We start from the raw sequence: 23557 nt of genomic DNA, 5'->3' as shown, positions 1-23557 counted from the left end.
CAGACGCCATGACCATCAACATCATCCTGTTGGGGCCGCCGGGTGCCGGCAAGGGCACCCAAGCCGGTCGCCTGGTTGCGGACAAGGGCCTTGTGCAACTGTCCACCGGCGACATGCTGCGCGCCGCACGGTCGTCGGGAACCGAGATGGGGCGCCGCGTGGCCGAGGTCATGGACCGTGGGGAACTGGTCACCGATGAGATCGTCATCGGCCTGATCCGGGAGCAGTTGGAAAAGGGTGGCAAGGGTTTCATCTTTGACGGCTTTCCCAGGACGCTGCCGCAGGCTGATGCATTGGGACGTCTGCTGGCAGAATCCGGCATGGCGCTGGACGCGGTGATCGAGCTGCAGGTTGACGATGAGGCCCTGGTCGGGCGTATCGTCAAGCGCGCCGAGGAATCGCGTGCCGCCGGCCAGCCGGTGCGTCGTGATGATACCCCCGAGGTTTTTGCTGACCGCCTGCGTGAATACTACAAGAAGACTGCGCCACTGCTGGGCTATTACTATGCCAAGGGGAACCTGCAGGCCGTCGACGGCATGGCACCGATGGATCAGGTCTCGGCCCAGATCGCTGCCGCGCTGCCTGCTTGACGACGCGGCGTTACGCCGCTAGTTGACGTCATCTCGCAAGAGAATCACCCGGATCGCGGGTGGACCATCGATTTGGCCCGAAGGCACAGCTTTCGGGCCTTGCGTTGTGAAAAAAGGTTCCGGCGTTACGGAACCGCAACTGAAAAGGAAAACGCGTGGCTCGTATTGCTGGCGTCAACATTCCGACGGGGAAACGCGTCCCCATCGCTCTGACCTATATCCACGGCATCGGCGACCTGTACGCTGTGCAGATCTGTGAAGCGACCGGCATCGACATGTCGCGCCGCATCAATGATCTGTCGGACGCAGAAGTCCTGGCCATCCGCGAATACATTGATGCCAACCTGACCGTTGAGGGCGACCTGCGCCGCGAAGTCCAGATGAACATCAAGCGCATGATGGACCTGGGTTCGTATCGCGGTCTTCGCCACCGTCGCGGCCTTCCTGTCCGCGGTCAGCGCACGCATACCAATGCGCGCACCCGCAAGGGCCCGGCCAAGCCGATCGCCGGCAAGAAGAAATAAGGGGCAAGCGACATGGCACGTGACAAGACCCGCATGAAGCGCAAGGAACGCAAGAACATCGCCACTGGCGTTGCGCATGTGAATTCCAGCTTCAACAATACCAAGATCCTGATCTCTGACGTTCAGGGCAATGCCATTGCCTGGTCCTCGGCCGGCACGATGGGCTTCAAGGGGTCGCGCAAATCGACACCTTATGCCGCTCAGATGGCCGCCGAAGATGCCGGCCGCAAGGCGCAGGAACACGGCGTTCGCACATTGGACGTCGAAGTCCAGGGCCCCGGTTCGGGACGTGAATCGGCGCTGCGCGCGCTGGCTGCTGCTGGCTTCAACATCACGGCGATCCGTGACGTGACGCCGATCGCGCATAACGGCTGCCGCCCGCCCAAGCGCCGTCGCGTCTGATCCTGGATCATCATTGACCGGCCCGTGCGTTCGCGCATGGGCCGGACTTTCGCATTTCACCTCGGGCGTTTCCGGCCACGGTCATGGGCAGGAAGCAGGTATGGAGGAAAATCCATGATCCACAAGAATTGGGCCGAACTGATCAAGCCGACCCAGCTGGTCGTCAAGCCGGGCGCGGACGCGACCCGCACGGCGACGTTGGTCGCCGAGCCGCTGGAGCGGGGCTTTGGCCTGACGCTTGGCAATGCATTGCGTCGCGTGCTGATGTCGTCGCTGCAGGGCGGCGCCATCACGGCCGTTCAGATCGACAATGTGCTGCACGAGTTCAGCAGCGTCGCAGGCGTCCGCGAGGATGTGACCGACATCGTGCTGAACCTGAAAGGCGTGACCCTGAAGATGGACGTGGAAGGCCCCAAGCGCCTGACGCTGTCCGCCAAGGGTCCGGGCGAGGTCAAGGCCAGCGACATTCAGGAAACGGCCGGCATCACCGTGCTGAACCGCGACCATGTCATCTGCCACCTGGACGACGGCGCCGAGCTGAACATGGAACTGACCGTGCAGACGGGCAAGGGCTATGTTGCCGCCGACAAGAACCGGCCCGAGGATGCGCCCATCGGTCTGATTCCGATCGACGCGATTTTCTCTCCGGTCAAGCGCGTCAGCTATGAGGTGCAGCCCACCCGCGAGGGCCAGGTGCTGGATTATGACAAGCTGACCATGAAGATCGAGACCGACGGCTCGCTGACGCCGGAAGATGCCGTGGCCTATGCCGCGCGTATCGTTCAGGACCAGCTGTCAGTGTTCGTCAACTTTGATGAGCCCGAGGCTGCGAACCGGCAGGACAGCGACGACGGGCTGGAGTTCGATCCGCGTCTGCTGAAGAAGGTTGATGAGCTGGAGCTGTCGGTTCGTTCGGCAAACTGCCTGAAGAACGACAACATCGTCTATATCGGTGACCTGATCCAGAAGACCGAGGCGGAAATGCTGCGGACCCCGAACTTTGGCCGCAAGTCCTTGAACGAGATCAAGGAAGTGCTGTCGGGAATGGGCCTGCATCTTGGCATGGACGTGGTCGACTGGCCGCCGGAGAACATCGAGGATCTGGCCAAGCGTTTCGACGACCAGTTCTGAGAATTGCGGCGGGGGGTGACCCCCGCCGGATATGGGCCAATGCCCCAAGGAGAGCGGCCCGCACGCATGGGCTGCCGGACAAAGCAAAACACGCTGTAGGAGATCATCATGCGTCACGCTCGCGGTTACCGCCGCCTCAACCGTACCCACGAACACCGCAAGGCGCTGTTCGCCAACATGTCCGGCTCGTTGATCGAGCACGAGCAGATCAAGACCACCTTGCCAAAAGCCAAGGAACTGCGTCCGATCGTCGAAAAGCTGATCACGCTGGCGAAGCGCGGCGATCTGCACGCCCGCCGTCAGGCAAACGCGCAGCTGAAGCAGGACATGCATGTTGCCAAGCTGTTCGACGTTCTGGGCGAACGCTACAAGGACCGCCAGGGTGGCTATGTCCGCATCATGAAGGCTGGCTTTCGTTATGGCGACATGGCGCCGATGGCGATCATCGAGTTCGTCGATCGTGATACCAGCGCCAAAGGTGCTGCAGACCGTGCGCGGCTGGAATCGGAATTCACCGCCGAAGATTGATGTCAGCCGTTTCCCAGTGCTGATAAATTTAGCCCCGTCGCAACTTGTTGCGGCGGGGTTGTCAATTGAGCACAGCTGGAATGTGCTGACGTAAGGGAATGTAAGATTCTTTACCTTCCGCGAGTGGCTTTGCGTATGTATCGTCCACGGACGGAACCATCGTGATTACACAGATGATTCCGCGAGGGAGGACAATGTATTTTATCAGCAAGCCGCAGGCGTTAGCGAAATCTAAACTTCGACAGGTCACAGTCTGTTTGAACCTTGAACCCAACCATTTCAACATATCCATATAGCCATGTCATCTCGTGCAGACATAAATGCGGATCTTAGAAAGCTGGGCAAATACGCCCCGTCCGGCTATTTCGTGGGTTTGCATATCCGTTTCGCTGCACCTCTGATGCAGTTTCAGACGTATGACGAGAAATGGTCGGAGTTCTATTCCCAGAATGGCTATGCCTTGCGCGACCCGACGATTGCGTGGGGGTTTTCGACCACAGGTGCTTGCCGGTGGTCTGCATTGCCTATTCCTGATCCATTCAACATTCTCAAGGATGCTGCCGATCATGGGCTGATCTTTGGTCTGACCGTTGCCCACGGTCCGATCGCGTCGCGCACCATTGCGTCGCTTGCACGCGCTGATCGCGAACTATCCGACGTTGAGATCAACGAGATCTCGACCACGGTACGGCGGCTTCACGACATGACAGAGCCGCCGGCGAGCCTCACCAAGGCTCAAAAAGAAGCCCTTCGATGCATTGCGGAGGGCGATCGTCATGCAGCAGCGGCTGCCAAGCTTGGGATTACCGAAAGCGCGTTCAAGGCAAGGTTGATTTCAGTCCGCGAACGCCTGAAGGCGCGGACGACCGCCGAGGCGCTGCAGAGGGCCAAGGAATACCGCTTGCTGTAGATGTCGCCCAAGGGGGGCCGCGAGGCAAGGAAGGGTGCCCTCACACCCCAGGAGTATCACATGCAGACGACAACACTTTCCTTTTCAAATCTTCATAACCACGGCGAATTGTTTGCCAATCTTTTCCGCGCCCGCAAGCAGAGCTTTATCATTCAAAAGAACTGGGATCTGCCCGAATCCGAGGATATGGAGTTCGACCAGTACGACACGCCGCAAAGCCGCTGGATCGCGATCCATGACCGGACCGAAGTTTTGGCGGGCATTCGTCTGACCCCGACGACGGCCCGTTGCGGCATCTATTCCTATATGATCCGCGACGCGCAGGAGGGGATCCTGGGCGGCAGCATTCCGCAGGACCTGCTGTTCGACAAGGCACCGGTCGATGCGCATGTCTGGGAGTGCTCGCGCGTGTTCGTCAGCCATTCGATCCCGCAGATGTACCGGCGCAAGGTCCACTTCAAGATGGTCGAGGCCATGACCGGGTCAGCCCGGGACATGGGCGCGACCAAGCTGATTGCGCTGACCGGGTCCAACTGGCCGCGCTGGTACGGTCGATGCGGTTTGTCGGCCGAGGCCTTGGGTCGCCCGCTGTTCATCGACGACGGCGAGTTTCAATGTGTCGCAATTGATCTGACCACAAAGATGCACTGACCAACGGTCACCCTGCAAACAGGGCTGTCGGGTCTGCACGAACATGCCTAGACTGGGCGTGTCATGGCAGATCTGTTCGATAACGCACCGCATGCAGGCATCCCCACATCTGCGGGGACGAGACCGCTGGCCGATCGCATCCGACCCACACGCCTGTCCGAGGTCATCGGCCAGGCGAAGGTTCTGGCTGCTGACGGATCGCTTGGCAGCATGCTGGCATCCGACAGCCTGTCGTCGCTGATCCTGTGGGGTCCGCCCGGTGTGGGAAAGACGACCATCGCCCGTCTGCTGGCGGACGAGACCGATCTGGCGTTTGTCCAGATCAGCGCCATCTTTACCGGCGTGCCGGACCTGAGAAAGGTCTTTGACGCCGCGCGCCTGCGCCGCAGTCAAGGCCGGGCCACGCTGCTGTTCGTCGACGAAATCCATCGCTTCAACAAGGCGCAGCAGGACAGCTTTCTGCCCCATATGGAGGATGGGACCATCCTTCTGGTTGGCGCCACGACCGAAAACCCGTCCTTTGAACTGAACGCGGCTGTCATGTCGCGCGCCCAGGTCATCGTGCTGGAGCGTCTGACGCTGGCGGACCTGGAACTGCTGGCGCAGCGCGCTGAGCGCGAGCTGGGACGCAAGCTGCCTCTGACGGCAGAGGCCCGCGACACCCTGCTGGAGATGGCCGACGGCGACGGCCGTGCGTGCCTGAACCTGATCGAGCAGGTCGCCGCATGGAAGGTCGAGGGCAAGGTCGATCCCGATGCCCTTGCGAAACGCCTGAACAAGCGTGCGCCCAAGTACGACAAGTCGGGCGAGGAGCATTTCAACCTGATTTCAGCCCTGCACAAATCGGTGCGGGGCAGCGACCCGGACGCGGCGCTGTATTGGTTGGCCCGGATGCTGGAGGGCGGGGAGGACCCGCGCTATCTGGCGCGCCGCATCACCCGAATGGCGATCGAGGACATCGGTCTGGCCGATCCCGCCGCCGCCCGGCACTGTCTGGATGCCTGGGCGCTGTACGAGCGTCTTGGCAGCCCCGAGGGGGAACTGGCCCTGGGTCAGGCGGTGATCTATCTGGCACTGGCCCCGAAATCGAACGCGGGATACGCGGCCTACAAGAACGCGCGGGCCGAGGCCAAGCGCACCGGCAGCATGATGCCGCCTGCCCATATCCTGAACGCGCCGACCAAGATGATGAAGGAGCAGGGCTATGGCGCGGGCTATGCCTATGACCACGACGCCGAGGACGCGTTCAGCGGCCAGAACTATTTCCCCGACGGGCTGAAGCGCCCGGTCCTCTACACCCCCGTCGAACGCGGCTTCGAGCGCGAGCTGAAGCGCCGCCTGGACTGGTTCGTCAGCCAACGGCTGAAGCGCGGCGGTTGACTTTGCGCGCGCGGGGCCACACAGACGCGCGCATGAACCCCTTTCTGCAAGTCGCCATTGGCGGGGCCCTTGGGGCTACCTGTCGCTATGCCCTCTATCGGGTGATGCCGCTGGCATGGCAGGCGACGTTGCTTGTCAACGTGGCGGGCAGTTTCGCAATGGGGCTGCTGGCCGCGTTGCTGACGCACAGGCTGGGCAATGCCTGGGCGCCGTTGCTGCTGACCGGGCTGCTGGGGGGATTCACGACGTTTTCGGCGTTTTCGCTGGATGTACTGACGTTGTGGGAACGGGGTCAGGGCGTCATGGCGCTGGCCTATGTGGGGCTTTCGGTCCTGCTGTCGCTGGCGGCCGTCATGGCCGGACTGGCATTGGGACGAGGGATTTGGGCATGAGTGCCGTGCAGACCATCATTGTTGGCGACGACGACGCAGAGATGCGCCTGGACCGCTGGTTGAGAAAACGCTTTCCGCAGCTGTCGCAGGTGGCCATCGAGAAGATGTGCCGCAAGGGAGAGCTGCGCGTCGACGGGGGCCGCGTCAAGGCCGCCACACGCATCGCGCCGGGCCAGCAGGTGCGGGTGCCGCCGCTGCCCGAACCCGGCCCCGAGGCCGAACGGTCGGAACGCCCCCTTGGGCCGCGCGTGGCCGACAGCGACGCCGAGATGATCCAGGCCGCCGTCCTGTGGAAGGATGAACACATCATCGCCCTGAACAAGCCGCCGGGCTTGCCCAGCCAGGGCGGCAGCGGGTTGGGCGGGCGTCACGTCGACGGGCTGACCACCGCGTTGCTGTTCGGGTTCAAGGAACGGCCCAAGCTGGTTCACCGGCTGGACAAGGACACATCCGGCGTCCTGCTGCTGGCGCGCACGGACCGGGTGGCCCGTGCCCTGTCCGAGGCGTTTCGGTCGCGCACCACGCGCAAGATCTATTGGGCGGCCGTTGCGGGCGTACCTCATCCGCGGATGGGCACGATCCGTTATGGTCTGGTCAAGGGCGGGCAGGGACGCGGCGGCGACCATGAAAAGATGATCGCCGTCCACCCCCGCGACATCGACAAGACCGAGGGCGCAAAACGCGCCACCACCGACTATGCCGTGCTGGACGCGCTGGCCACGCGGGCCAGCTGGTGTGCGCTGGTGCCGATCACCGGGCGCACGCACCAGCTGCGCGCGCATATGGCCGAACTGGGCCATCCGATCGTGGGCGACGGCAAGTATGGCGGTTCTGGCCAGGAAAACTTGGGCGATGGCTGGGGCGCGCAGCTTGGCGGAGAGATCAGCAAAAAACTGCACCTGCACGCGCGGTCGATCACCTTTGACCATCCGATCACCAAAAAGCGCATGACCATCACCGCGCCCTTGCCCGAACACATGGGCCGGACATGGAAGTCGGTGGGCTGGCACGAGAACGACGTGCCCGACGATCCGTTCGCGGACGACGCATGAGGCTGGTCGTCTTTGACGTCGACGGCACGCTGGTCGACAGCCAGAACCACATCACCCATGCGATGGGGTTCGCCTTTGATCAGGTCGGCCTGACGCCGCTGCCAAAGGCTCAGGTCCTGTCGATCGTCGGGCTGTCGCTGCCCGTCGCGGTGGGGCAGCTGGCGCCCGACGTCGATGCACCGACGCAGGGACGGATCGTCGCGGCCTACAAAGAGAGCTTTATGCGGGCGCGGCTGGACAGTGCCGCGCCGCTGTATCCGGGCGCGATGGAGTGTCTGGACCGGCTGGCGGATCGTGACGACCTGCTGCTGGCCGTGGCCACGGGCAAGTCACGGCGCGGCCTGGACGCGATGATCGCGGCGCACGGGCTGCAGGGGCGGTTCCTCAGCCTGCAGACGGCGGACGGACATCCGTCCAAACCGCATCCCTCGATGCTGTTGGCCGCGCTGAGCGAGACGGGGGCCGATGCCGGGGGCGCCGTCATGATCGGCGATACCAGCTTTGACATGGAGATGGCGCGTGCGGCGGGGCTGGCGGGATTTGGCGTCAGCTGGGGCTATCACCCGACGCATGCGCTGCAGGATGCCGGCGCGGTGCGGATCCTGGACGATTTCACCGGACTGACAACGGCCATCGAGGAGTGGGCGGCATGAGCGAATGGAAGGCGCGCAGGTTCTGGACCACGGCGGATCTGCGCCCCGCCGATGGCGGGTTCGAGGTGATGCTGGACAGCCGCGTTCTGCGCACGCCGGGCAAGCATGCGCTGGTCCTGCCGACCGAGGCTCTGGCCCGTGCCGTTGCGGACGAATGGATGGCCCAGGGCGATATGATCGCGCCGTTGACCATGCCGCTGACCCGTGCGGTGAATTCCGCGGTGGAAAAGGTCGCACCCCAGTTCGACGCGGTCGCTTTGATGCTTGCCTCTTATGGGGGCACTGATCTGCTATCTTATCGGGCAACCGATCCCCAGGTCCTGATCGACCTGCAGGCCCGCGAATGGGGCCCGCTGATCGACTGGTCGGCCGATCATCTGGGCGCGCCGCTGCGGGTCACGCACGGGGTGATTCCCATTGATCAGGATCCTGACGCGCTGGACCGGCTGCATGGCTGGGTACGGGGGCAGGATCAGTGGGGACTGACCGCCCTGCATGATCTGGTGACGATACCCGGGTCGCTGATCCTGGGTCTGGCCGTGATCCAGGGGCGCATCGACGGAGCCGAGGCGCATCGCCTGTCCCGTATCGATGAGGATTTTCAGGCGGAACGATGGGGTGCCGACGAGGAGGCGACCGAGGTCGCCGAGGGCCGGCGCCTGTCCATTCTGTCGGCAGAACGTCTGTGGCGCTTGTCCCGCAAGGGTTGAAAGCGCCCGCGCGGTCGGACGGGGTTCTTGACGCGGCAACTTGTATCGGCACAATACCGCCTAATAGGACGGCAGCCGCTGTCGTGCTATGCCGACAAGGACCCCCCGAAGGGTCCGCATCAGCGTTCGTGGACCGATCGGACCGGGGGCGCTCCAACACAGAGGTAACTATGAAAAAATCGGTTTTCCTGGGGACGGCGGCCGCGGCGACCCTGCTGGCAGGCATGGGCATGGCCCAGGAGGGGTCGACGCTGACCCAGGTCAAGGAACGTGACGAGCTGAACTGCGGAGTCAACACCGGCCTGGTCGGCTTTGCGGCCCCCGATGCCAGCGGCAACTGGACCGGATTTGACGTGGCGTACTGCCGCGCGCTGGCCGCAGCCGTCCTGGGCGATCCCGCCAAGGTCAAGTTCGTGCCCACCACCGGCCAGACGCGCTTTACCGCGCTGTCGTCGGGCGAGGTGGACGTCCTTGCCCGCAACTCGACCTGGACCTATTCGCGCGATACCGACCTGAATCTGGATTTCGTGGGCGTGAACTATTACGACGGCCAAGGCTTCATGGTGCGGTCCGATCTGGGCGTGACCTCGGCCAAGGAACTGGACGGGGCGACGATCTGCATCCAGACCGGCACCACGACCGAACTGAACCTGGCCGACTATTTCCGCGCCAACAACATGGCCTATACGCCCGTCAACATCGACAGCAATGCCGAGGGCGAGCAGCAGTACATGGCCGGCGCCTGCGATGCCTACACCACGGACGCATCGGGTCTGGCAGCGACGCGCGCGGCATTCGCCGACCCGGAAACGCACATCATCCTGCCCGAGATCATCTCCAAGGAGCCGCTTGGGCCGGCCGTGCGCCATGGCGACAGCAACTGGGGCGACATCGCCCGCTGGACCCTGAACGCGCTGGTCGCCGCCGAAGAGTACGGCGTCACCTCGCGCAACATCGAGGAACTGGTGCGGTCGTCCGAGAACCCCGAGGTCCAGCGCCTGTTGGGCACCACGGACGAACTGGGCGCGATGATGGGCCTGGACGCCGAATGGGCACGCCGCGCCATCCTGGCATCCGGCAACTATGGCGAGATCTTTGCCGCCAACATCGGCGAGCAGACCCCGATCGGTCTGGCCCGCGGCCTGAACGCACAATGGACCCAGGGCGGCCTGCTGTACGCTCCGCCGTTCCGCTGATCGGCTGACACGACCGGGGGTCGGACCCATGACGGGCCCGGCCCCCACCCTCCACCAACGATAAACCTGCCCAAGCGAAAAACGGCGCAAAGCCGATGGCAGGCCACAGGGGTAAGAAACATGACGGACATCCGGGCAACGGCGACGCCGCCGTTCCGGCTGAGCATGCTGGTCAACGATCAGCGGTATCGGTCCCTGACATTTCAGGTCATCGTGTTCATTCTGGTCATGGCCGCCGGTTGGTGGCTGCTCGACAACACGGTCCGCAACCTTGCCCTGATGGGCAAAAGCTTTGATTTCGGGTTCCTGTTCCAGCGCGCGGGATATGACATCTCGCAGACGCCGATCCCCTATACCGCCGACGATTCGCATTTCCGGGCATCGGTCGTGGGGCTGCTGAACACGTTGATCGTGGCGGTCCTGGGCTGCATCGCGGCAACGGTCCTGGGTGTGATCGTGGGCGTGTCGCGGCTGTCCAAGAACTGGCTGTTCGCCCGTCTGATGACAGTCTTTGTCGAGATCTTCCGCAACATGCCGCTGCTGTTGTGGATCCTGATCGTCTATGCGGTCTTCACCGAGATCCTGCCGCCGCCCAACGCCTTTCGCGGCGAGGCAGCCACATCCGGGATGATCCTGTTCGATCACGTGGCCCTGACCAACCGCTATACCGCGCTGCCGACGCTGGCGATGACGAACGACCCGGGCAGCCTGGACCTGGGCGCGCGCATCACCTTCAACTGGGCCACGATCGCGTTTGTCGTGGTGCTGGTCGGAGGCTGGATCGTGCGGCGCATGATCGGGACCTGGGCGCAGAACGTACAGGACCGCACCGGCGACCGGCCCACCACCTGGTGGATGTCGTTGGCGGTCATGACGGTGCCGTCGCTGCTGCTGATCTGGTATTTCGGCCTGCAATTGGTCCCGCCCACCCTGCAGGGTTTCAACTTCACGGGCGGGCTGAATGTCTCGAACTCGCTGGTCGCGCTGTGGCTGGCGCTGACGCTATACACCGCTGCCTTCATCGCGGAGATCGTGCGCGCCGGCATTCTGGCCGTCAGCCGTGGTCAGTCCGAGGCGGCCTTTGCCCTGGGCATGCGTCCGAACCGCACCATGAACCTGGTGATCCTGCCACAGGCGCTGCGGGTGATCATTCCGCCGCTGATCTCTCAATACCTGAACCTGACTAAGAACAGCTCGCTTGCGATCGCCGTGGGGTACATGGACCTGCGCGGCACCCTTGGCGGTACGACCCTGAACCAGACTGGCCGCGAGCTGGAGGCGATCGTGCTGATGATGCTGACCTATCTGGTCCTCAGCCTGATCATTTCGGCGGGGATGAACGTCTTCAACGCCCGCGTGAAACTGAAGGAGCGATAGGATGAGCGACACCCACGCCCAGACCGTGCCCTTCGTGCGCGACACCATGCTGCCTCCGGCCGCGCCGCCGGTCCGCGAATCGGGTGCGATTCACTGGCTGCGGGCGAACCTGTTCGCCGGGCCCGTGAACACCGTCCTGACGATCTTGGGGGCGCTGATCATCTGGTTCCTGATCGCTACATTCTGGAACTGGTTCGCCCATTCGGTCTGGAACGCCAACAGCCTGAACGAATGTCGTCAGATCATCGCCGCCACCTGGGGCGAGGGTGCACGCGGCGCCTGCTTTGCAGTGATCCGCGAACGCTGGAACCAGTACATCTTTGGCTTCTACCCGGTCGAACTGTATTGGCGGCCCACGATGACATTCGGCCTGTTGATGGTCGCGCTGGCGCCGGTGCTGTTTTCCGCGTCGCTGACGATCCGTCGTGTCGTTCTGGGCATCACCGCCGTCGTTACGCTGTGGGCGATGGTCGTGCTGGGCGCGCCGGTTGGCTGGCTGATGTTTGCGGCGCTGGTGCTGGGTGCGGGGCTGTTCGCATCGGAACGCAATATTGCCTGGATGCTGCCGTTCTCCCTGATCTATCCGCTGCTAGGCGTGTGGTTCCTGTGGGGCGGCACGTTGTGGGGGCCGATCTTCGTTCTCGTCGGACCGTTGTTGGGCTGGCTGGCGTGGCGGGTGCTGTCGCGGGTCTCTCCGATGCTGGCGACGGTCGCGGCGATCCTGGTAACGGTGCTATTCTGGTTGGTTCTGGCAGGCGATGCGGCCGGCGACGCCGAAGCGCTGTTGCCGCTGTCGATCGACGCGGTGCGGTCGGACCGCTTTGGCGGGTTCCTGCTGTCGCTGACCATCGGCGTGGCGGGCATTGCGCTGTCGCTGCCTCTGGGTATCGTCCTGGCGCTGGCGCGTCAGTCGGACATGTTTCTGATCAAGTCGCTGTCGGTAATCTTTATCGAATTCATCCGCGGCGTGCCGCTGATCACCCTGCTGTTCGTGGCATCCCTGCTGCTGAACTATTTCCTGCCGCCGGGCACCAGTTTCGACATCATCCTGCGGGTCATCATCATGGTGACGATCTTTGCCGCCGCCTACATGGCCGAGGTGATCCGCGGCGGTCTGGCCGCCCTGCCCAAGGGCCAGTACGAGGCCGCCGACGCCCTGGGACTGGACTATTGGAAGGCGCAACGCCTGATCGTGCTGCCGCAGGCGCTGAAAATCAGCATTCCCGGCATCGTGTCGACCTTCATCGGCATGTTCAAGGATACCACGCTGGTGACCTTCGTGGGCCTCTACGACCCGCTGAAATCCATGTCGGACGCGGTGCGCGCCAATGTCGAATGGAAGGGCATCTATTGGGAGCCGTTCATCTTTGTCGGCGCCATCTTCTTTCTCATCTGCTTTGGCATGTCGCGATACTCGATGTATCTGGAACGCCGTCTGCAACGCGACCACAGGTAAGGACCCTGGTTATGGAAAACATCGAACGCCGCATCGACCGCAGCCAGATGACCGTCAGTGACGAGGTCGCCATCGATATCCGGAGCATGAACAAGTGGTTCGGTACGTTCCACGTCCTGCGCGACATCGACCTGACCGTGCACAAGGGTGAACGCATCGTCATCGCGGGCCCCTCGGGGTCGGGAAAATCGACATTGATCCGATGCATCAACCGGCTGGAGGAACATCAGGCCGGCCACATCGTCGTCGACGGGGTGGAACTGACCAGCGACATCAAGAACATCGACAAGGTCCGGTCCGAGGTTGGCATGGTGTTCCAGCACTTCAACCTGTTTCCGCACCTGACTGTTCTGGAAAACTGTACCCTTGCGCCCATCTGGGTCCGCAAGGTGCCCCGCAAGCAGGCCGAGGCGACGGCCATGCGGTTCTTGGAAAAGGTCAAGATCCCCGAACAGGCCGCGAAATATCCAGGCCAGTTGTCCGGCGGACAGCAGCAACGCGTGGCCATCGCCCGGTCGCTGTGCATGCAACCCAAGATCATGCTGTTCGACGAGCCGACCAGTGCATTGGACCCCGAGATGATCAAGGAAGTCCTGGATACCATGATCGAGCTGGCCGAGGAGGGGATGACGATGATCTGCGTCACCCACGAGATGGGCTTTGCGCAGGCGGTGGCCAACAGGGTGATTTTCATGGATCAGGGTCAGATCGTCGAACAGAACAACCCCAACGATTTCTTCAACAATCCGAAATCCGAACGGACAAAGCTGTTTCTTAGCCAGATTCTGGGCCACTGACCCATGGCGGGGGCAAATGCCCCCGCTGCCCGCTCTAGGCGCGGCCGTCCAGACGCACGAAATCCATCACGCTGCCTTGACCCGGCTGCAGGTCTGCCCAGCTGTCGATCTGAAAATCCACGACCAGCGTCGCGCCGGTCGGATAGCGGCGGAAATCAGGGTCCATCGGCAGCCGGGCGGGCAGCATGGCTGCGAATTCTGAAATGCCCGGGTTGTGCCCCAGCATCATGACCGTGGGCATCGTGGCCGATTTCAACACTGCCAGCATTTTCTCAGGGCCCGCGTGGTACAGGCCTTGCTCGATCCGCATCAGCGGGCGCACTTCCAGCGGGGCACCGGCGATGACAGCCCAGGTCTCTTGCGTGCGGGCCGAAGAGGAGCACAGGACCTCCTCGGGTTCGTACCCGCGGCTTGCCATCCAATCACCCAACGTCCGCGCCGACCGACGACCCCTGTCGTTAAGCGGCCGGTCGTGATCGTCCAAGGTCGGATCGTCCCAGGCCGATTTCGCATGACGCGTCAGGATCAGGCGTCGGTGTCCAAGTGGGGTCATGAAAATGCTGCCTCTTTGTGCCGTGCTGTCGGTCTTGGCAGCCTGCCACAAGCGTTGGCGAAGGAGCAAGCGCCCTTCGCCATGTCGCCATTACAGGCTGCTGGCGACTTGACGCAGCCCACGCGGCGTGACGCGCGGCTCTGTGGTGCGGATCAGTGACCCTGCGCCGTGTTCTGTGAACAGTTCCAGCAGGCAGGCGTTCGGCACGCGGCCGTCCAGAATCACCACCGCGCGGACACCGTCATCCAGCGCCTTCAGCGCCGTCTCGGTCTTGGGGATCATGCCACCCGCGATCTGGCCGTCGGCAATCATCGCACGCACCTGATCGGGATGCAGCTGCGTGACCACCTGTCCGGTCGCATCCTTGACCCCCGTGACATCAGTCAACAGCAGCAGACGATCGGCCTTCAACGCCCCTGCGATGGCCCCGGCGGCGGTGTCGCCGTTGACGTTGAAGGTCTCGTTGTCCTCCATCCCGGTGGCCACGGGGGCGATCACCGGGATCATCCCGGCGGTGTACAGGTCGCGGATGATCTGGACGTTCATCTCGACCGGGCGACCGACAAAACCCAGCTCGGGGTCGTCGGCCTCGCACACCATCATGTCGTCATCCTTGCCCGATATGCCGACCGCGCGACCGCCAGCGTCGTTGATGGCCTGGACGATGCGCTTGTTCACCAAGCCGGACAGGACCATCTCGACCACCTCGACGGTCTCCTTGGTGGTCACGCGCTTACCGCGGACAAAGCGGCTCTCGATGCCAAGGCGGCTCAGCAGGTCGTTGATCATCGGCCCGCCGCCATGGCAGACGACCGGGTTCATGCCGACCTGTTTCATCAGCACGACATCGCGGGCGAATTCCGCCATCGCGTCGTCGTCGCCCATGGCGTTGCCGCCGAACTTGACCACGACGACCGCACCCGAATAGCGCTGCAGGTAGGGCAGGGCCTCGGAGAGCGTGCGCGCGGTGGCGATCCAGTCACGGTTCATTGTCTGTGTTCTCATCCTTGGGGCCCCGATCTGACGGGTCGGACCGTAGGACGCATGCGCCGATCAGTCCAGCCCGGCGATGATTGCCCGCAGCGTGGCGATGCCCTGGTTCTTTTCAGAACTGGTGATGACCAGCTCGGGATAGGCGGCAGGGTGCTTCTGCAGTGCCTCGCGGACCTGCTCCAGAACGGGCGCCAAGGCGTTGGGGCCCAATTTGTCGGTCTTGGTCATCACGACCTGGAACGGCACCGCCGACCGGTCCAGCAGGGTCATGATCTCATGGTCGACATCCTTCACGCCATGGCGCGAATCGATCAGGCAAAAGGCCCGGCGCAGGGTCTGACGCCCAGCCAGATAGGATTTCAGCAGCGCCTGCCATTTGGCGACGATGGCGACCGGGGCCTTGGCAAAGCCGTATCCGGGAAGGTCGACCAGATAGGAATGCTCGCCTAGGGCGAAATAGTTGATTTCCTGCGTGCGGCCCGGCGTGTTTGACGCCCGTGCCAGCCCTTTGCGCCCGGTCAGCGCGTTGATCAGGCTTGATTTGCCGACGTTGGACCGACCGGCAAAACAGACTTCGGGGCGGTTCGCAGGCGGCAGGCCGTCCATGTGGACGACGCCCTTGACGAAATCGACAGATCCCGCGAACAGCAGGCGCGCGGCCTCGGCGGCTGCGGCTTCGGGGTCGGGGGCGGTTGGAAAAGCGACTTTCATGCGTGGACCTGATCTTGCAGGCGGACCGGACCGCCGGTGACAACCTCGGCGAAAATGCCAAAGTCTGTGTGGCCATAAAGCCGGTCCAGCGTCTGGACCATGTCGATGTCGCGCGTTCCCGTGTCGGGGTTCGCGCTGGTGGCGTCGCAACGCCCGATGTGGTCGGTCACCCGCAGTTCGGCCATGCCGATGCGGATGGTACGGCCGATCAGGTCGCGTTCCGCGAATGGCGCCCAGCCATCGACCCACAGGTTGCCGCGCCACCGATGTGTGCCGAATGACTGGGTACACCGTGCTTCAATCTGCGCAAGGCTGGAGAGCGACAGTATCGACAGAACGGCCTGTTTCTGGTCCGTCCAAATGGCAGCGCCGCGGACCAGCCGTGTTGGGGCAGGGGCGTCAGTGGGCCATAACGGCCGCAGCCAGTCGATTAGTTGTGCGCCCTGCGTCTCCGGATCCAGTGTCACCGTACCCGCGCGCGGGTGCGACAGATGCAGCATCCCGTCGCGCCAACCACCTACGACAGCCTGCAGGTCAGCCGAAATGACGCCCCGCAGGAAACAGGATTTGGGCAGCCAGCGATCCGGCTGCCCGTCGGTCTGGCTGGCCAGCGCATGGCGTTCGCCAGCTTCGGTCAGGATCGCCCATTCGCGGTCACCGGGCATGCGATGCCCCGGCTTCAGGGTTGCCTCGTCCAACCCCTCTCCGCCGACCGACTTGATCGGATGGCGGCGGATCAGGGCCAGATGCGCCGTCACTTTCCAGCGCCGGGTTTGTCGCCCACGCGTTTGCGTTTGGGCATGGAGGACTTGATGTTGCCGAACAGGTCGGGACGGTGCCCGTGCATCGACATGATCGTGTACTGCTGCAGGATCGTGATCAGGTTGTTGGTGATCCAGTAGAGCACCAGCCCTGAGGCGAAACCACCCAGCATGAACATGAAGATCCACGGCATCCAGGCAAAGATCATCTTTTGCGTGGCATCCGTAGGCGCCGGGTTCAGGCGCTGTTGCATCCACATGCTGATGCCCAGCATGATCGCCAGCGCGGGCAATGACAGCGAATGCAGCAAGGTCCCTTGAACCGGGGTCGCAAAGGGCAACAGTCCGAACAGGTTCAGCAGGCTGGATGGGTCGGGCGCGGACAGATCCTGAATCCAGCCGATCCACGGAGCATGGCGCAGTTCAATCGTGACGAAGATCACCTTGTACAGTGAGAAGAAGATCGGAACCTGCAGCAGGATCGGCAGGCAGCCCGCGGCGGGGTTCACCTTTTCCCGCTTGTACAGCTCCATCACTTCCTTCTGGAACTTCATGCGGTCGTCGCCGGTGCGGGTCTTGATCTCCTCCATCTGCGGCTGCAGTTCCTTCATCTTGGCCATCGAGATGTAGGATTTGCGGGCCAGCGGGAAGACCAGCGTCTTGAGCACAAAGGTCAGCGCGATGATTGCCCAGCCCATGTTGCCGATGATGCCGTGCAGCCAGTGCAGCAGCTGGAAGATCGGCTTTGTCAGGAAATAGAACCAGCCCCAGTCGATCGAATCGACGAAACGCTCGATCCCGGGGGTTTCCTCGTATCCTCGGATGACCTCCCAGACCTTGGCGCCGGCGAACAGGTAGCTGTCGGCGCTAAGCTGCGTGCCGGGTTCCACGGTCTGCATCGGAAAGCGGGCTTCGGTTTGGTAGATGTCTGCGCCGTCGGCGTATTTCACCACCGCGGTGAATGCCTGGCCAGGCGCAGGTGCCAGCGCGGACATCCAGTACTTGTCGGTAAAGCCGATCCAGCCGTTTCCGGTGACCTCATAGACATCCGCGCGACCTTCGCGGTCGATCGGGTCCAGTTCCGCCACGTCGTCATAGTCCATCTCGACCAAGGTACCGTCGACCATGCCGACCACCCCCTCGTGCAAGATGAAGTTGTTCTGTGTATCGGGGCGGCCGTGACGCGCAATGATCCCATAGGGCGCTGCAGAGAACGCGGTATCGCCATCGTTCTGAAGGCTTTGGCCGACCGTGAACAAATAATCCTCGTCCATCGCGAACGTGCGGCGGAAGATCTGGCCGGCACCATTGTCCCACGCCAGCGTGACGGGTTGTCCGGGGGACAGGGTCTCACCGGATTCCAGTGTCCACACGGTTGCCGGGTTCGGCACCAGGCTTGCGTTGACGCCCGGTCCTGGGGTCCACCCATAGACGGCGTAATAGGGTTTGTACTGCGCACTATCGACGGGGATGTTTTCATCCGCAGTCGCGCTGGACGGGGTCAGCAGCCGCACGTCCGGCGAGCCCTCGTCCCGGGTTTCCTGATAGCGGGTCAGGAGCAGGTCGTCGATCCGACCACCGGCAAGCGAAATCGAACCGGACAACGACGGCGACTGAATCGCCACCCGGGCCGCGGGTTCGACCGCATCCGGTGCTGCTGCCAGATCTGCAGGCGATGTGATCGCCGTGCCTGTTCCGGGTGCGGCCACCAGAGGCTGATCGCCTGCAACCTGCTCTGTCAGCGGCTGCCCCGAGGGCTGGTCGGAAACGGGTTCTGGAGCGAAGACCGTATACCATACCAGGATCACCAGAAACGACAGGACCGTTGCCAGGATCAAATTGCGGTTGTTGTCTTCCATTCCGTCACCACCGTCATCGCGTCAGTCAGGGCGGTTCAACAGAACGCACCCCCAAAGGTCAAGCGGATTTGCCATTTGACGCAGGAATGCAAGGGAATTCGCCGACGCCCGCTGTGCATGTCACCGCGGGGTGCAGGTTCCTGGGGGCACGATCAGCCCCGAAGCCCGATCGTGGGCAGGCGCGATGCGGCGTCCGCGTGACTGGTCAGGAATTCAAGTGTTTTCATCAACGGCATGGGTCTGGCAATGGCATAGCCCTGAACCTCGTCGCAGCCCATTTGCGCAAGAAAGGCGTATTCTTCGCGGGTTTCGACGCCTTCGGCCAAAGCCGCGATGCCAAGTCGTTCCGCCAGAGCCAGAATGGCCAGGATCATGCGTTGCTGACCGTCGTCGATGTCGCATGCGGTGACAAAACTGCGGTCGATCTTGATGCGGTTGATGCCGAACTGACGGATCGCGTCAAGACTGGCGTAGCCGGTGCCGAAATCGTCCAGATCAATCTGACAGCCGGCTTCGGACAGCTTTCGGAGGTTGTCGCGCGTCTCTCCGCTGCTGGTGACGGGGCCGACGCTCTCCAAAACCTCGACCACCAGGCGGCGGGGGGCAATCTCATGGCGGTCCAGTTCCCAAAGAAGGCAGTCCGCGAAACCCCGGTCCGACAATTCGCAGTTCGAGATGTTTATCGATACCGTTGGCACGTCGAACCCCGCGTGATCCCATGCTTTCAGGGCGGCCATGGACTGGGCCAGCATGAAAAGCGTCAGCGTGTTGTGGTCGGCCGGCGACATCTGGGGCAGGAATACCCCAGGCGCCAGAATGCCACGAACAGGGTGGTTCCAGCGGGCCAATGCCTCAAAACCCGTGATCTGACCCGAATGGCAGCACACCTGAGGCTGAAACCATGCTTCCATCTGGGCCGCGACGACAGCATCGCTGACCGTTGCGATCAGGCCCGGGCCAATCAGCTTGGGATCGTGGGGATACAGGCGCAACTGGCCCAATGCACCTTCCTCAACCAAATCCATTCGCTGGCGCGCGTTGTCGACAAGCGCCGCGATAGAGGGCAGGTCAGGTGTCACCGCATGGATCAGCACCCCGGTGATCACCGGGGTGATATGCCGGCCCGACAGGGCGACGGGCGCCTGGCCTTGCGAATGCAACCTGCGCGCCACTTGCAGGGCGTCGCGGTCTGTCCGGTCGTGCAGCACAAAGGCGAACAAACCTGGCGCCAGAATCTGGACCGGGTCATAGGGGCGCACGGCACCACCAAGGGTCATCGACAGCTGGACCATCAGGTGTCCCATCGCGGCCTTGTCCAGCACGCTTCCCAATGTCTCGATGTTTTCCAGCCGCATCAACAGCAGGCTGCGAGAAAGGTCCTGTTCCCGCTTTGCGCCGCAAAACAGCTTGCGCAGCGGTGAAAACAAACGGCTCGCATTCTTTGACATACCGGACCTTTCACGGAATCACCGGTGTCAGGATTAGAGCAAATTGCTTGTCGTACCGTTAATGTTCATCCACCAGATTGCGCAGGATAGGGGGAATACCCGCTGCGCTGGCCTGTTCTGGCGGGAAAATCGCTGAAAAATCGAATAGTTCAGTATCCAGCAGATGCGAAGGCCGGACGTTCATCAGCGACCGAAAGATGACCTGACGACGGCCCGGCATGCGCTGTTCCCATTCGTCCAGCATGCGTTTGACCTGCACACGTTGCAGACCTTCCTGACTACCGCACAGGTCGCATGGGATGATGGGATAATTCATCGCCCGTGAGAAACGGTCACAATCAGCCTCCGCGACATAGGCCAGCGGACGCAGGACGGTCAGGTCTCCATCCTCGTTTAGCAGCTTTGGCGGCATGGTGGCCAGGCGGCCGCCATGGAACAGGTTCATGAAGAACGTCTCCAGCATGTCGTCGCGGTGGTGGCCCAGAACGACGGCCGAACAACCTTCCTCACGGGCAATGCGGTACAGGTTGCCGCGACGCAGGCGTGAACACAGTGCGCAATAGGTGCGGCCCGCAGGAACCTTTTCCTTCACGATGGAATAGGTATCCTGGTATTCGATCCGGTGCGGCACACCGCGCGCCTTGAGGAATTCGGGAAGCACGGTTGCCGGAAAGTTCGGCTGCCCCTGATCCAGGTTGCAGGCCAAGAGGTCGACCGGCAGCAGCCCGCGCCACTGCAATTCATGCAGGATGGCCAGCAGGGTGTAGCTGTCCTTGCCGCCGGACAGACAGACCAGCCAGCGATCGCCGGGTCGGATCATCGCGTAATCGCTGATCGCTGCGCGTGTTTCGCGGACCAACCGCTTACGCAGCTTGCGGAACTCTGTCCCTTGGGGGGCGCCGGCGAACAGGGGGTGTATTTCGGTCGTGTCAGCGTCGTCCAGCATCGCGGGCCCTTTCGTGGTCGGGATCGGCGCCGGGCACCGGGTCGTATCCGTGCCCGCCCCAGGGATGGCAGCGAACGATCCGCCGCAGCGCCAACCAACTGCCGCGCATCGCGCCATGGCGTGCCAGCGCATCCAGCGCATAGGCCGAACAGGTCGGCTGGAACCTGCAGCCAAGCCCGACCCACGGAGACGCCAATAGCCGATAGCCGCGCACCGGCAGCGCGACAAGGCGCGCCAGCGGGGTCATTTGTGGATCTTGGTCATGGCACGGGCAAAGTCACCCTGCAGATCGGCAAAGGGGCGGGCTATGGTCGCCTCGGGTCGGCCGACCAGGACATAATCCCAGCCGGGCAGGCCCACGCTGCCCAGTCCAAGACGTGCCACCTCGCGCAGGCGCCGCTTGGCGCGGTTGCGGGCGACGGCATTGCCGATCTTCTTGGAGCAGGTGAACCCGATCCGCGCCGGGCCGTCGTCATCGCGCCTGCGGGCCTGCAGCAGGAAACCGGGCATACCCTGACGGAGCGCACGGGCAGCGGCCAGAAAATCGGCACGTTTTTGCAGAACGGGCGGCATGCGAAATGCCGCCGCGCCGGCATCCTTTGGCTGAACATCAGCAGGATGGGGCAGAGGCGGCATGTCGAAAGCCTCTACGTGGCGGTCGTGACCGCCGGCAGGATCACGAATGATCAGGCCGACAGACGCTTGCGGCCCTTGGCGCGGCGGCGGTTCAGCACCAGACGGCCGCCTTTGGTGGCCATACGGGCGCGGAAGCCGTGACGGCGCGCACGAACGAGGTTCGACGGTTGGAAGGTGCGCTTCATGATCAGTCTCCGGGTCGGTTCTTGCGGGGCGGATCGCGACGGGGCAGATTGCAGAAATATGCCCTGCGCCACGACGCCGGTTGTTCGAAGCCCGCTGGATAGTGGACCCGCAGGCCCACGTCAACCATGCAAACCGGTAAATCATGGGTCAATCGGTCCGGGAACCCTGCCTCGTTCACATTCGTTTGATGTGCAATCCTGCAATCGATTGGCAGACAAGCTCTGACCGCGACATCATAAACCGAGCATAATGCGACTGAACACGATCTCTGGCCGATTCGCCGCGCTGACAACCATGTTCGTCATCTTGGCAGAGCTGTTCATTCTGCTGCCCTCGTTGGCGGGCTTTCGGCTGGACTACCTGCAGAGTCGGCTTGAACGGGCACAGATCGCCAGTCTGGCCCTGCTTGCAACCGACGAATCGCTGGCATTGGACCTGGAATCGGAGCTGCTGCAGAATGCGGGTGTGTTCAACGTCGTGCTGCGGCGAGACGATGTGCGTCAGTTGGTTCTGTCCTCGCCGATTCCCGGGCCGATCGCCGCGACCTATGATCTTCGGTCCGACGGCGTGTTGCAGACCGTCGATGATTCGCTGGTCGCATTGGCCGACCGGCAGAATCGCGTGATCCGGGTGATCGGGGCACCCGTGAATCAGGCTGGCCAGTTGATAGAGATCACGATGGAGACGGCCCCGCTGCGGCAGGCGATGATCGACTACGGACTGCGCCTGCTGGCAGTTTCCGCAGCATTCTCGGTTCTGACCGCGGTGCTGCTGTTCACGGCCGCCCAACGGATGATCCTCGTGCCGATCCGGCGCGTCATCAGCCACATGTCCGCCTATGCCAACGCTCCCGAGGACAGTCGTCACATCATCATTCCCGATGCCCGGCTGGCAGAGTTGCGGGAGGCCGAGACGGCGTTGCAGTCGATGCAGCAGACCGTGACGTCGTCCCTCAAGCAGAAAGAACGGATGGCGCAGCTGGGTCAGGCCGTCGCAAAGATCAGCCATGATTTGCGCAATATCCTGACAACGGCGCAGATCTTTGCTGACCGGCTGGAGGATAGCGCTGACCCCAAGGTCCGTCGCGCCGCGCCCAAGCTGGTCAACTCGATCACCCGAGCGGTGAATCTGTGTGAGACAACGCTTGCCTTTGGGAAGGCCGAGGAGCCTGCACCGACGCTGTCGCGATTCAACCTGGCGCAACTGGCCGCCGAGGTTATCGAGGCCGAAACCTTGGCCGGAGAGGCCATGGGTCGGGTTGAGTTCCTGACCGACATCCCACCCAGCCTGGTGATCCGCGCCGACCGCGATCAATTGTATCGGGTTTTGGCCAACTTGGCGCGCAATGCCCGTCAGGCAATCGAGGCGACCGGCGGAGCCGGCACTGTCGAGATCGGCGCTGGAGAGGCCGACTCGGACTGGTGGATCAAGGTGTGCGATTCGGGGCCTGGATTGCCGGACAAGGCGCGCGAATATCTGTTCAAGCCCTTCACGGGCAGCACCCGGCGTGGCGGAACCGGCTTGGGCCTGACGATTGCCGCCGATCTGGTGCGCGGGCATGGCGGCAGACTGGACCTGTTGCGCAGCGACGCAGACGGCAGCCAGTTTTGCATTCACATTCCACGCGGCATGGCTGATCTGGCGGCCCGCGCCGACATTGCAGGTCGCTGACCGACGACATGTCAAAAAGGTTTCATTTTTTGTCTTTTCTCGCT

At 62.9% G+C, this 23557-nt stretch carries 27 protein-coding genes; 17 read left to right on the top strand and 10 right to left on the bottom strand.

The window, feature by feature from the left end; translation table 11 throughout:
- The first annotated feature begins 14 nt into the window (after positions 1-14).
- The 16 genes from ACJJVR_RS08925 to ACJJVR_RS08850 all read left to right on the top strand — a co-directional run bounded on the left by ACJJVR_RS08925 (position 15) and on the right by ACJJVR_RS08850 (position 13749).
- Positions 15-590: an adenylate kinase gene (locus ACJJVR_RS08925; RefSeq protein WP_405404420.1), complete on the top strand. Its 576-nt coding sequence runs from the start codon at positions 15-17 to the stop codon at positions 588-590.
- A 155-nt stretch (positions 591-745) separates the two neighbouring features.
- On the top strand, positions 746-1114 hold the full coding sequence (gene rpsM / locus ACJJVR_RS08920) for a 30S ribosomal protein S13 (protein ID WP_405403887.1): 369 nt from the start codon (positions 746-748) through the stop codon (positions 1112-1114).
- A gap of 12 nt (positions 1115-1126) precedes the next feature.
- Positions 1127-1516, top strand: a complete 390-nt coding sequence (gene rpsK, locus ACJJVR_RS08915; protein ID WP_042247912.1) for a 30S ribosomal protein S11 — start codon at positions 1127-1129, stop codon at positions 1514-1516.
- Between the two features lie 114 nt (positions 1517-1630).
- Complete coding sequence (locus tag ACJJVR_RS08910) at positions 1631-2647, top strand: DNA-directed RNA polymerase subunit alpha (RefSeq protein ID WP_042247914.1); 1017 nt, start codon at positions 1631-1633, stop codon at positions 2645-2647.
- Between the two features lie 108 nt (positions 2648-2755).
- Positions 2756-3175 (top strand): 50S ribosomal protein L17, encoded by a 420-nt coding sequence (gene rplQ / locus ACJJVR_RS08905; RefSeq protein ID WP_405403885.1) that lies wholly within the window; start codon positions 2756-2758, stop codon positions 3173-3175.
- Positions 3176-3473: 298 nt separating this feature from the next.
- Positions 3474-4085 (top strand): autoinducer binding domain-containing protein, encoded by a 612-nt coding sequence (locus ACJJVR_RS08900; protein WP_405403883.1) that lies wholly within the window; start codon positions 3474-3476, stop codon positions 4083-4085.
- A 60-nt stretch (positions 4086-4145) separates the two neighbouring features.
- Positions 4146-4736 (top strand): acyl-homoserine-lactone synthase, encoded by a 591-nt coding sequence (locus ACJJVR_RS08895; RefSeq protein WP_405403882.1) that lies wholly within the window; start codon positions 4146-4148, stop codon positions 4734-4736.
- A 63-nt stretch (positions 4737-4799) separates the two neighbouring features.
- Positions 4800-6116 carry a replication-associated recombination protein A gene (locus ACJJVR_RS08890; RefSeq protein ID WP_405403880.1) on the top strand — a complete coding sequence of 439 codons (1317 nt, stop codon included), beginning with the start codon at positions 4800-4802 and terminating at the stop codon, positions 6114-6116.
- A 32-nt stretch (positions 6117-6148) separates the two neighbouring features.
- Entirely contained in the window at positions 6149-6508 is a 360-nt protein-coding gene (locus tag ACJJVR_RS08885; RefSeq protein WP_405403879.1) for a fluoride efflux transporter FluC, read from the top strand.
- On the top strand, positions 6505-7560 hold the full coding sequence (locus ACJJVR_RS08880) for an RluA family pseudouridine synthase (protein WP_405403878.1): 1056 nt from the start codon (positions 6505-6507) through the stop codon (positions 7558-7560). Before ACJJVR_RS08885 ends, ACJJVR_RS08880 begins: the two co-directional genes overlap by 4 nt.
- Complete coding sequence (locus tag ACJJVR_RS08875; protein WP_405403876.1) at positions 7557-8213, top strand: HAD-IA family hydrolase; 657 nt, start codon at positions 7557-7559, stop codon at positions 8211-8213. The genes ACJJVR_RS08880 and ACJJVR_RS08875 overlap by 4 nt, the downstream gene beginning before the upstream one ends.
- On the top strand, positions 8210-8923 hold the full coding sequence (locus ACJJVR_RS08870) for an ATP12 family chaperone protein (protein ID WP_405403875.1): 714 nt from the start codon (positions 8210-8212) through the stop codon (positions 8921-8923). The genes ACJJVR_RS08875 and ACJJVR_RS08870 overlap by 4 nt, the downstream gene beginning before the upstream one ends.
- 170 nt (positions 8924-9093) lie before the next feature.
- A complete protein-coding gene (locus ACJJVR_RS08865; RefSeq protein WP_405403874.1) occupies positions 9094-10119 on the top strand; it encodes an amino acid ABC transporter substrate-binding protein in 1026 nt (341 codons plus the stop codon).
- A 120-nt stretch (positions 10120-10239) separates the two neighbouring features.
- The gene (locus ACJJVR_RS08860; RefSeq protein WP_405403873.1) at positions 10240-11496 is read left to right on the top strand and encodes an amino acid ABC transporter permease; all 1257 of its coding nucleotides are present in this window, start codon (positions 10240-10242) and stop codon (positions 11494-11496) included.
- A gap of 1 nt (position 11497) precedes the next feature.
- A complete protein-coding gene (locus ACJJVR_RS08855) occupies positions 11498-12952 on the top strand; it encodes an amino acid ABC transporter permease (RefSeq protein WP_405403872.1) in 1455 nt (484 codons plus the stop codon).
- 11 nt (positions 12953-12963) lie between these two features.
- Complete coding sequence (locus ACJJVR_RS08850; RefSeq protein WP_405403871.1) at positions 12964-13749, top strand: amino acid ABC transporter ATP-binding protein; 786 nt, start codon at positions 12964-12966, stop codon at positions 13747-13749.
- Positions 13750-13783: 34 nt separating this feature from the next.
- Here ACJJVR_RS08850 and ACJJVR_RS08845 read toward each other — a convergent pair whose 3' ends face one another.
- The 10 genes from ACJJVR_RS08845 to rpmH form a co-directional block, all read right to left on the bottom strand.
- The gene (locus ACJJVR_RS08845) at positions 13784-14302 is read right to left on the bottom strand and encodes a SixA phosphatase family protein (protein ID WP_405403870.1); all 519 of its coding nucleotides are present in this window, start codon (positions 14300-14302) and stop codon (positions 13784-13786) included.
- Positions 14303-14392: 90 nt separating this feature from the next.
- Positions 14393-15292 (bottom strand): acetylglutamate kinase, encoded by a 900-nt coding sequence (argB, locus tag ACJJVR_RS08840; protein ID WP_405403868.1) that lies wholly within the window; start codon positions 15290-15292, stop codon positions 14393-14395.
- Between the two features lie 63 nt (positions 15293-15355).
- Entirely contained in the window at positions 15356-16006 is a 651-nt protein-coding gene (gene yihA / locus ACJJVR_RS08835; RefSeq protein WP_405403867.1) for a ribosome biogenesis GTP-binding protein YihA/YsxC, read from the bottom strand.
- Positions 16003-16764 carry an MOSC domain-containing protein gene (locus ACJJVR_RS08830; protein WP_405403865.1) on the bottom strand — a complete coding sequence of 254 codons (762 nt, stop codon included), beginning with the start codon at positions 16762-16764 and terminating at the stop codon, positions 16003-16005. Before ACJJVR_RS08830 ends, yihA begins: the two co-directional genes overlap by 4 nt.
- Positions 16761-18626, bottom strand: coding sequence for a membrane protein insertase YidC (yidC, locus tag ACJJVR_RS08825; protein ID WP_405403863.1), 1866 nt, complete (start codon positions 18624-18626; stop codon positions 16761-16763). Before yidC ends, ACJJVR_RS08830 begins: the two co-directional genes overlap by 4 nt.
- Before the next feature lie 152 nt (positions 18627-18778).
- On the bottom strand, positions 18779-20074 hold the full coding sequence (locus tag ACJJVR_RS08820) for an EAL domain-containing protein (protein ID WP_405403861.1): 1296 nt from the start codon (positions 20072-20074) through the stop codon (positions 18779-18781).
- A gap of 58 nt (positions 20075-20132) precedes the next feature.
- Entirely contained in the window at positions 20133-21020 is an 888-nt protein-coding gene (gene ttcA, locus ACJJVR_RS08815) for a tRNA 2-thiocytidine(32) synthetase TtcA (protein WP_405403860.1), read from the bottom strand.
- Positions 21004-21267 carry a membrane protein insertion efficiency factor YidD gene (yidD, locus tag ACJJVR_RS08810; protein WP_405403859.1) on the bottom strand — a complete coding sequence of 88 codons (264 nt, stop codon included), beginning with the start codon at positions 21265-21267 and terminating at the stop codon, positions 21004-21006. The genes ttcA and yidD overlap by 17 nt, the downstream gene beginning before the upstream one ends.
- Positions 21264-21656, bottom strand: a complete 393-nt coding sequence (gene rnpA / locus ACJJVR_RS08805) for a ribonuclease P protein component (RefSeq protein ID WP_405403857.1) — start codon at positions 21654-21656, stop codon at positions 21264-21266. The genes yidD and rnpA overlap by 4 nt, the downstream gene beginning before the upstream one ends.
- A gap of 50 nt (positions 21657-21706) precedes the next feature.
- On the bottom strand, positions 21707-21841 hold the full coding sequence (gene rpmH, locus ACJJVR_RS08800; protein ID WP_042247969.1) for a 50S ribosomal protein L34: 135 nt from the start codon (positions 21839-21841) through the stop codon (positions 21707-21709).
- 250 nt (positions 21842-22091) lie between these two features.
- Here rpmH and ACJJVR_RS08795 point away from each other — a divergent pair, with 250 nt between their 5' ends.
- The gene (locus ACJJVR_RS08795) at positions 22092-23513 is read left to right on the top strand and encodes a sensor histidine kinase (protein ID WP_405403856.1); all 1422 of its coding nucleotides are present in this window, start codon (positions 22092-22094) and stop codon (positions 23511-23513) included.
- The last annotated feature ends 44 nt before the right edge of the window (positions 23514-23557 follow it).

Source organism: Paracoccus sp. Ld10, assembly GCF_045064235.1.
GTDB lineage: Bacteria > Pseudomonadota > Alphaproteobacteria > Rhodobacterales > Rhodobacteraceae > Paracoccus.
The sequence above is the reverse complement of the archived record's forward strand: the minus strand, read 5'-3'. Positions and strand labels throughout refer to the sequence as shown.

What these genes read in the sequence shown, in the direction of transcription:
- rpsK (WP_042247912.1), top strand. Translation starts at nt 1,127, where the DNA reads ATGGCACGTGACAAGACCCGCATGAAGCGCAAGGAACGCAAGAACATC.
- ACJJVR_RS08910 (WP_042247914.1), top strand. Translation starts at nt 1,631, where the DNA reads ATGATCCACAAGAATTGGGCCGAACTGATCAAGCCGACCCAGCTGGTC.
- rplQ (WP_405403885.1), top strand. Translation starts at nt 2,756, where the DNA reads ATGCGTCACGCTCGCGGTTACCGCCGCCTCAACCGTACCCACGAACAC.
- ACJJVR_RS08900 (WP_405403883.1), top strand. Translation starts at nt 3,474, where the DNA reads ATGTCATCTCGTGCAGACATAAATGCGGATCTTAGAAAGCTGGGCAAA.
- ACJJVR_RS08895 (WP_405403882.1), top strand. Translation starts at nt 4,146, where the DNA reads ATGCAGACGACAACACTTTCCTTTTCAAATCTTCATAACCACGGCGAA.
- ACJJVR_RS08890 (WP_405403880.1), top strand. Translation starts at nt 4,800, where the DNA reads ATGGCAGATCTGTTCGATAACGCACCGCATGCAGGCATCCCCACATCT.
- ACJJVR_RS08885 (WP_405403879.1), top strand. Translation starts at nt 6,149, where the DNA reads ATGAACCCCTTTCTGCAAGTCGCCATTGGCGGGGCCCTTGGGGCTACC.
- ACJJVR_RS08880 (WP_405403878.1), top strand. Translation starts at nt 6,505, where the DNA reads ATGAGTGCCGTGCAGACCATCATTGTTGGCGACGACGACGCAGAGATG.
- ACJJVR_RS08875 (WP_405403876.1), top strand. Translation starts at nt 7,557, where the DNA reads ATGAGGCTGGTCGTCTTTGACGTCGACGGCACGCTGGTCGACAGCCAG.
- ACJJVR_RS08870 (WP_405403875.1), top strand. Translation starts at nt 8,210, where the DNA reads ATGAGCGAATGGAAGGCGCGCAGGTTCTGGACCACGGCGGATCTGCGC.
- ACJJVR_RS08865 (WP_405403874.1), top strand. Translation starts at nt 9,094, where the DNA reads ATGAAAAAATCGGTTTTCCTGGGGACGGCGGCCGCGGCGACCCTGCTG.
- ACJJVR_RS08860 (WP_405403873.1), top strand. Translation starts at nt 10,240, where the DNA reads ATGACGGACATCCGGGCAACGGCGACGCCGCCGTTCCGGCTGAGCATG.
- ACJJVR_RS08855 (WP_405403872.1), top strand. Translation starts at nt 11,498, where the DNA reads ATGAGCGACACCCACGCCCAGACCGTGCCCTTCGTGCGCGACACCATG.
- ACJJVR_RS08850 (WP_405403871.1), top strand. Translation starts at nt 12,964, where the DNA reads ATGGAAAACATCGAACGCCGCATCGACCGCAGCCAGATGACCGTCAGT.
- ACJJVR_RS08845 (WP_405403870.1), bottom strand. Translation starts at nt 14,302, where the DNA reads ATGACCCCACTTGGACACCGACGCCTGATCCTGACGCGTCATGCGAAA.
- argB (WP_405403868.1), bottom strand. Translation starts at nt 15,292, where the DNA reads ATGAACCGTGACTGGATCGCCACCGCGCGCACGCTCTCCGAGGCCCTG.
- yihA (WP_405403867.1), bottom strand. Translation starts at nt 16,006, where the DNA reads ATGAAAGTCGCTTTTCCAACCGCCCCCGACCCCGAAGCCGCAGCCGCC.
- yidC (WP_405403863.1), bottom strand. Translation starts at nt 18,626, where the DNA reads ATGGAAGACAACAACCGCAATTTGATCCTGGCAACGGTCCTGTCGTTT.
- ACJJVR_RS08820 (WP_405403861.1), bottom strand. Translation starts at nt 20,074, where the DNA reads ATGTCAAAGAATGCGAGCCGTTTGTTTTCACCGCTGCGCAAGCTGTTT.
- ttcA (WP_405403860.1), bottom strand. Translation starts at nt 21,020, where the DNA reads ATGCTGGACGACGCTGACACGACCGAAATACACCCCCTGTTCGCCGGC.
- yidD (WP_405403859.1), bottom strand. Translation starts at nt 21,267, where the DNA reads ATGACCCCGCTGGCGCGCCTTGTCGCGCTGCCGGTGCGCGGCTATCGG.
- rnpA (WP_405403857.1), bottom strand. Translation starts at nt 21,656, where the DNA reads ATGCCGCCTCTGCCCCATCCTGCTGATGTTCAGCCAAAGGATGCCGGC.
- rpmH (WP_042247969.1), bottom strand. Translation starts at nt 21,841, where the DNA reads ATGAAGCGCACCTTCCAACCGTCGAACCTCGTTCGTGCGCGCCGTCAC.
- ACJJVR_RS08795 (WP_405403856.1), top strand. Translation starts at nt 22,092, where the DNA reads ATGCGACTGAACACGATCTCTGGCCGATTCGCCGCGCTGACAACCATG.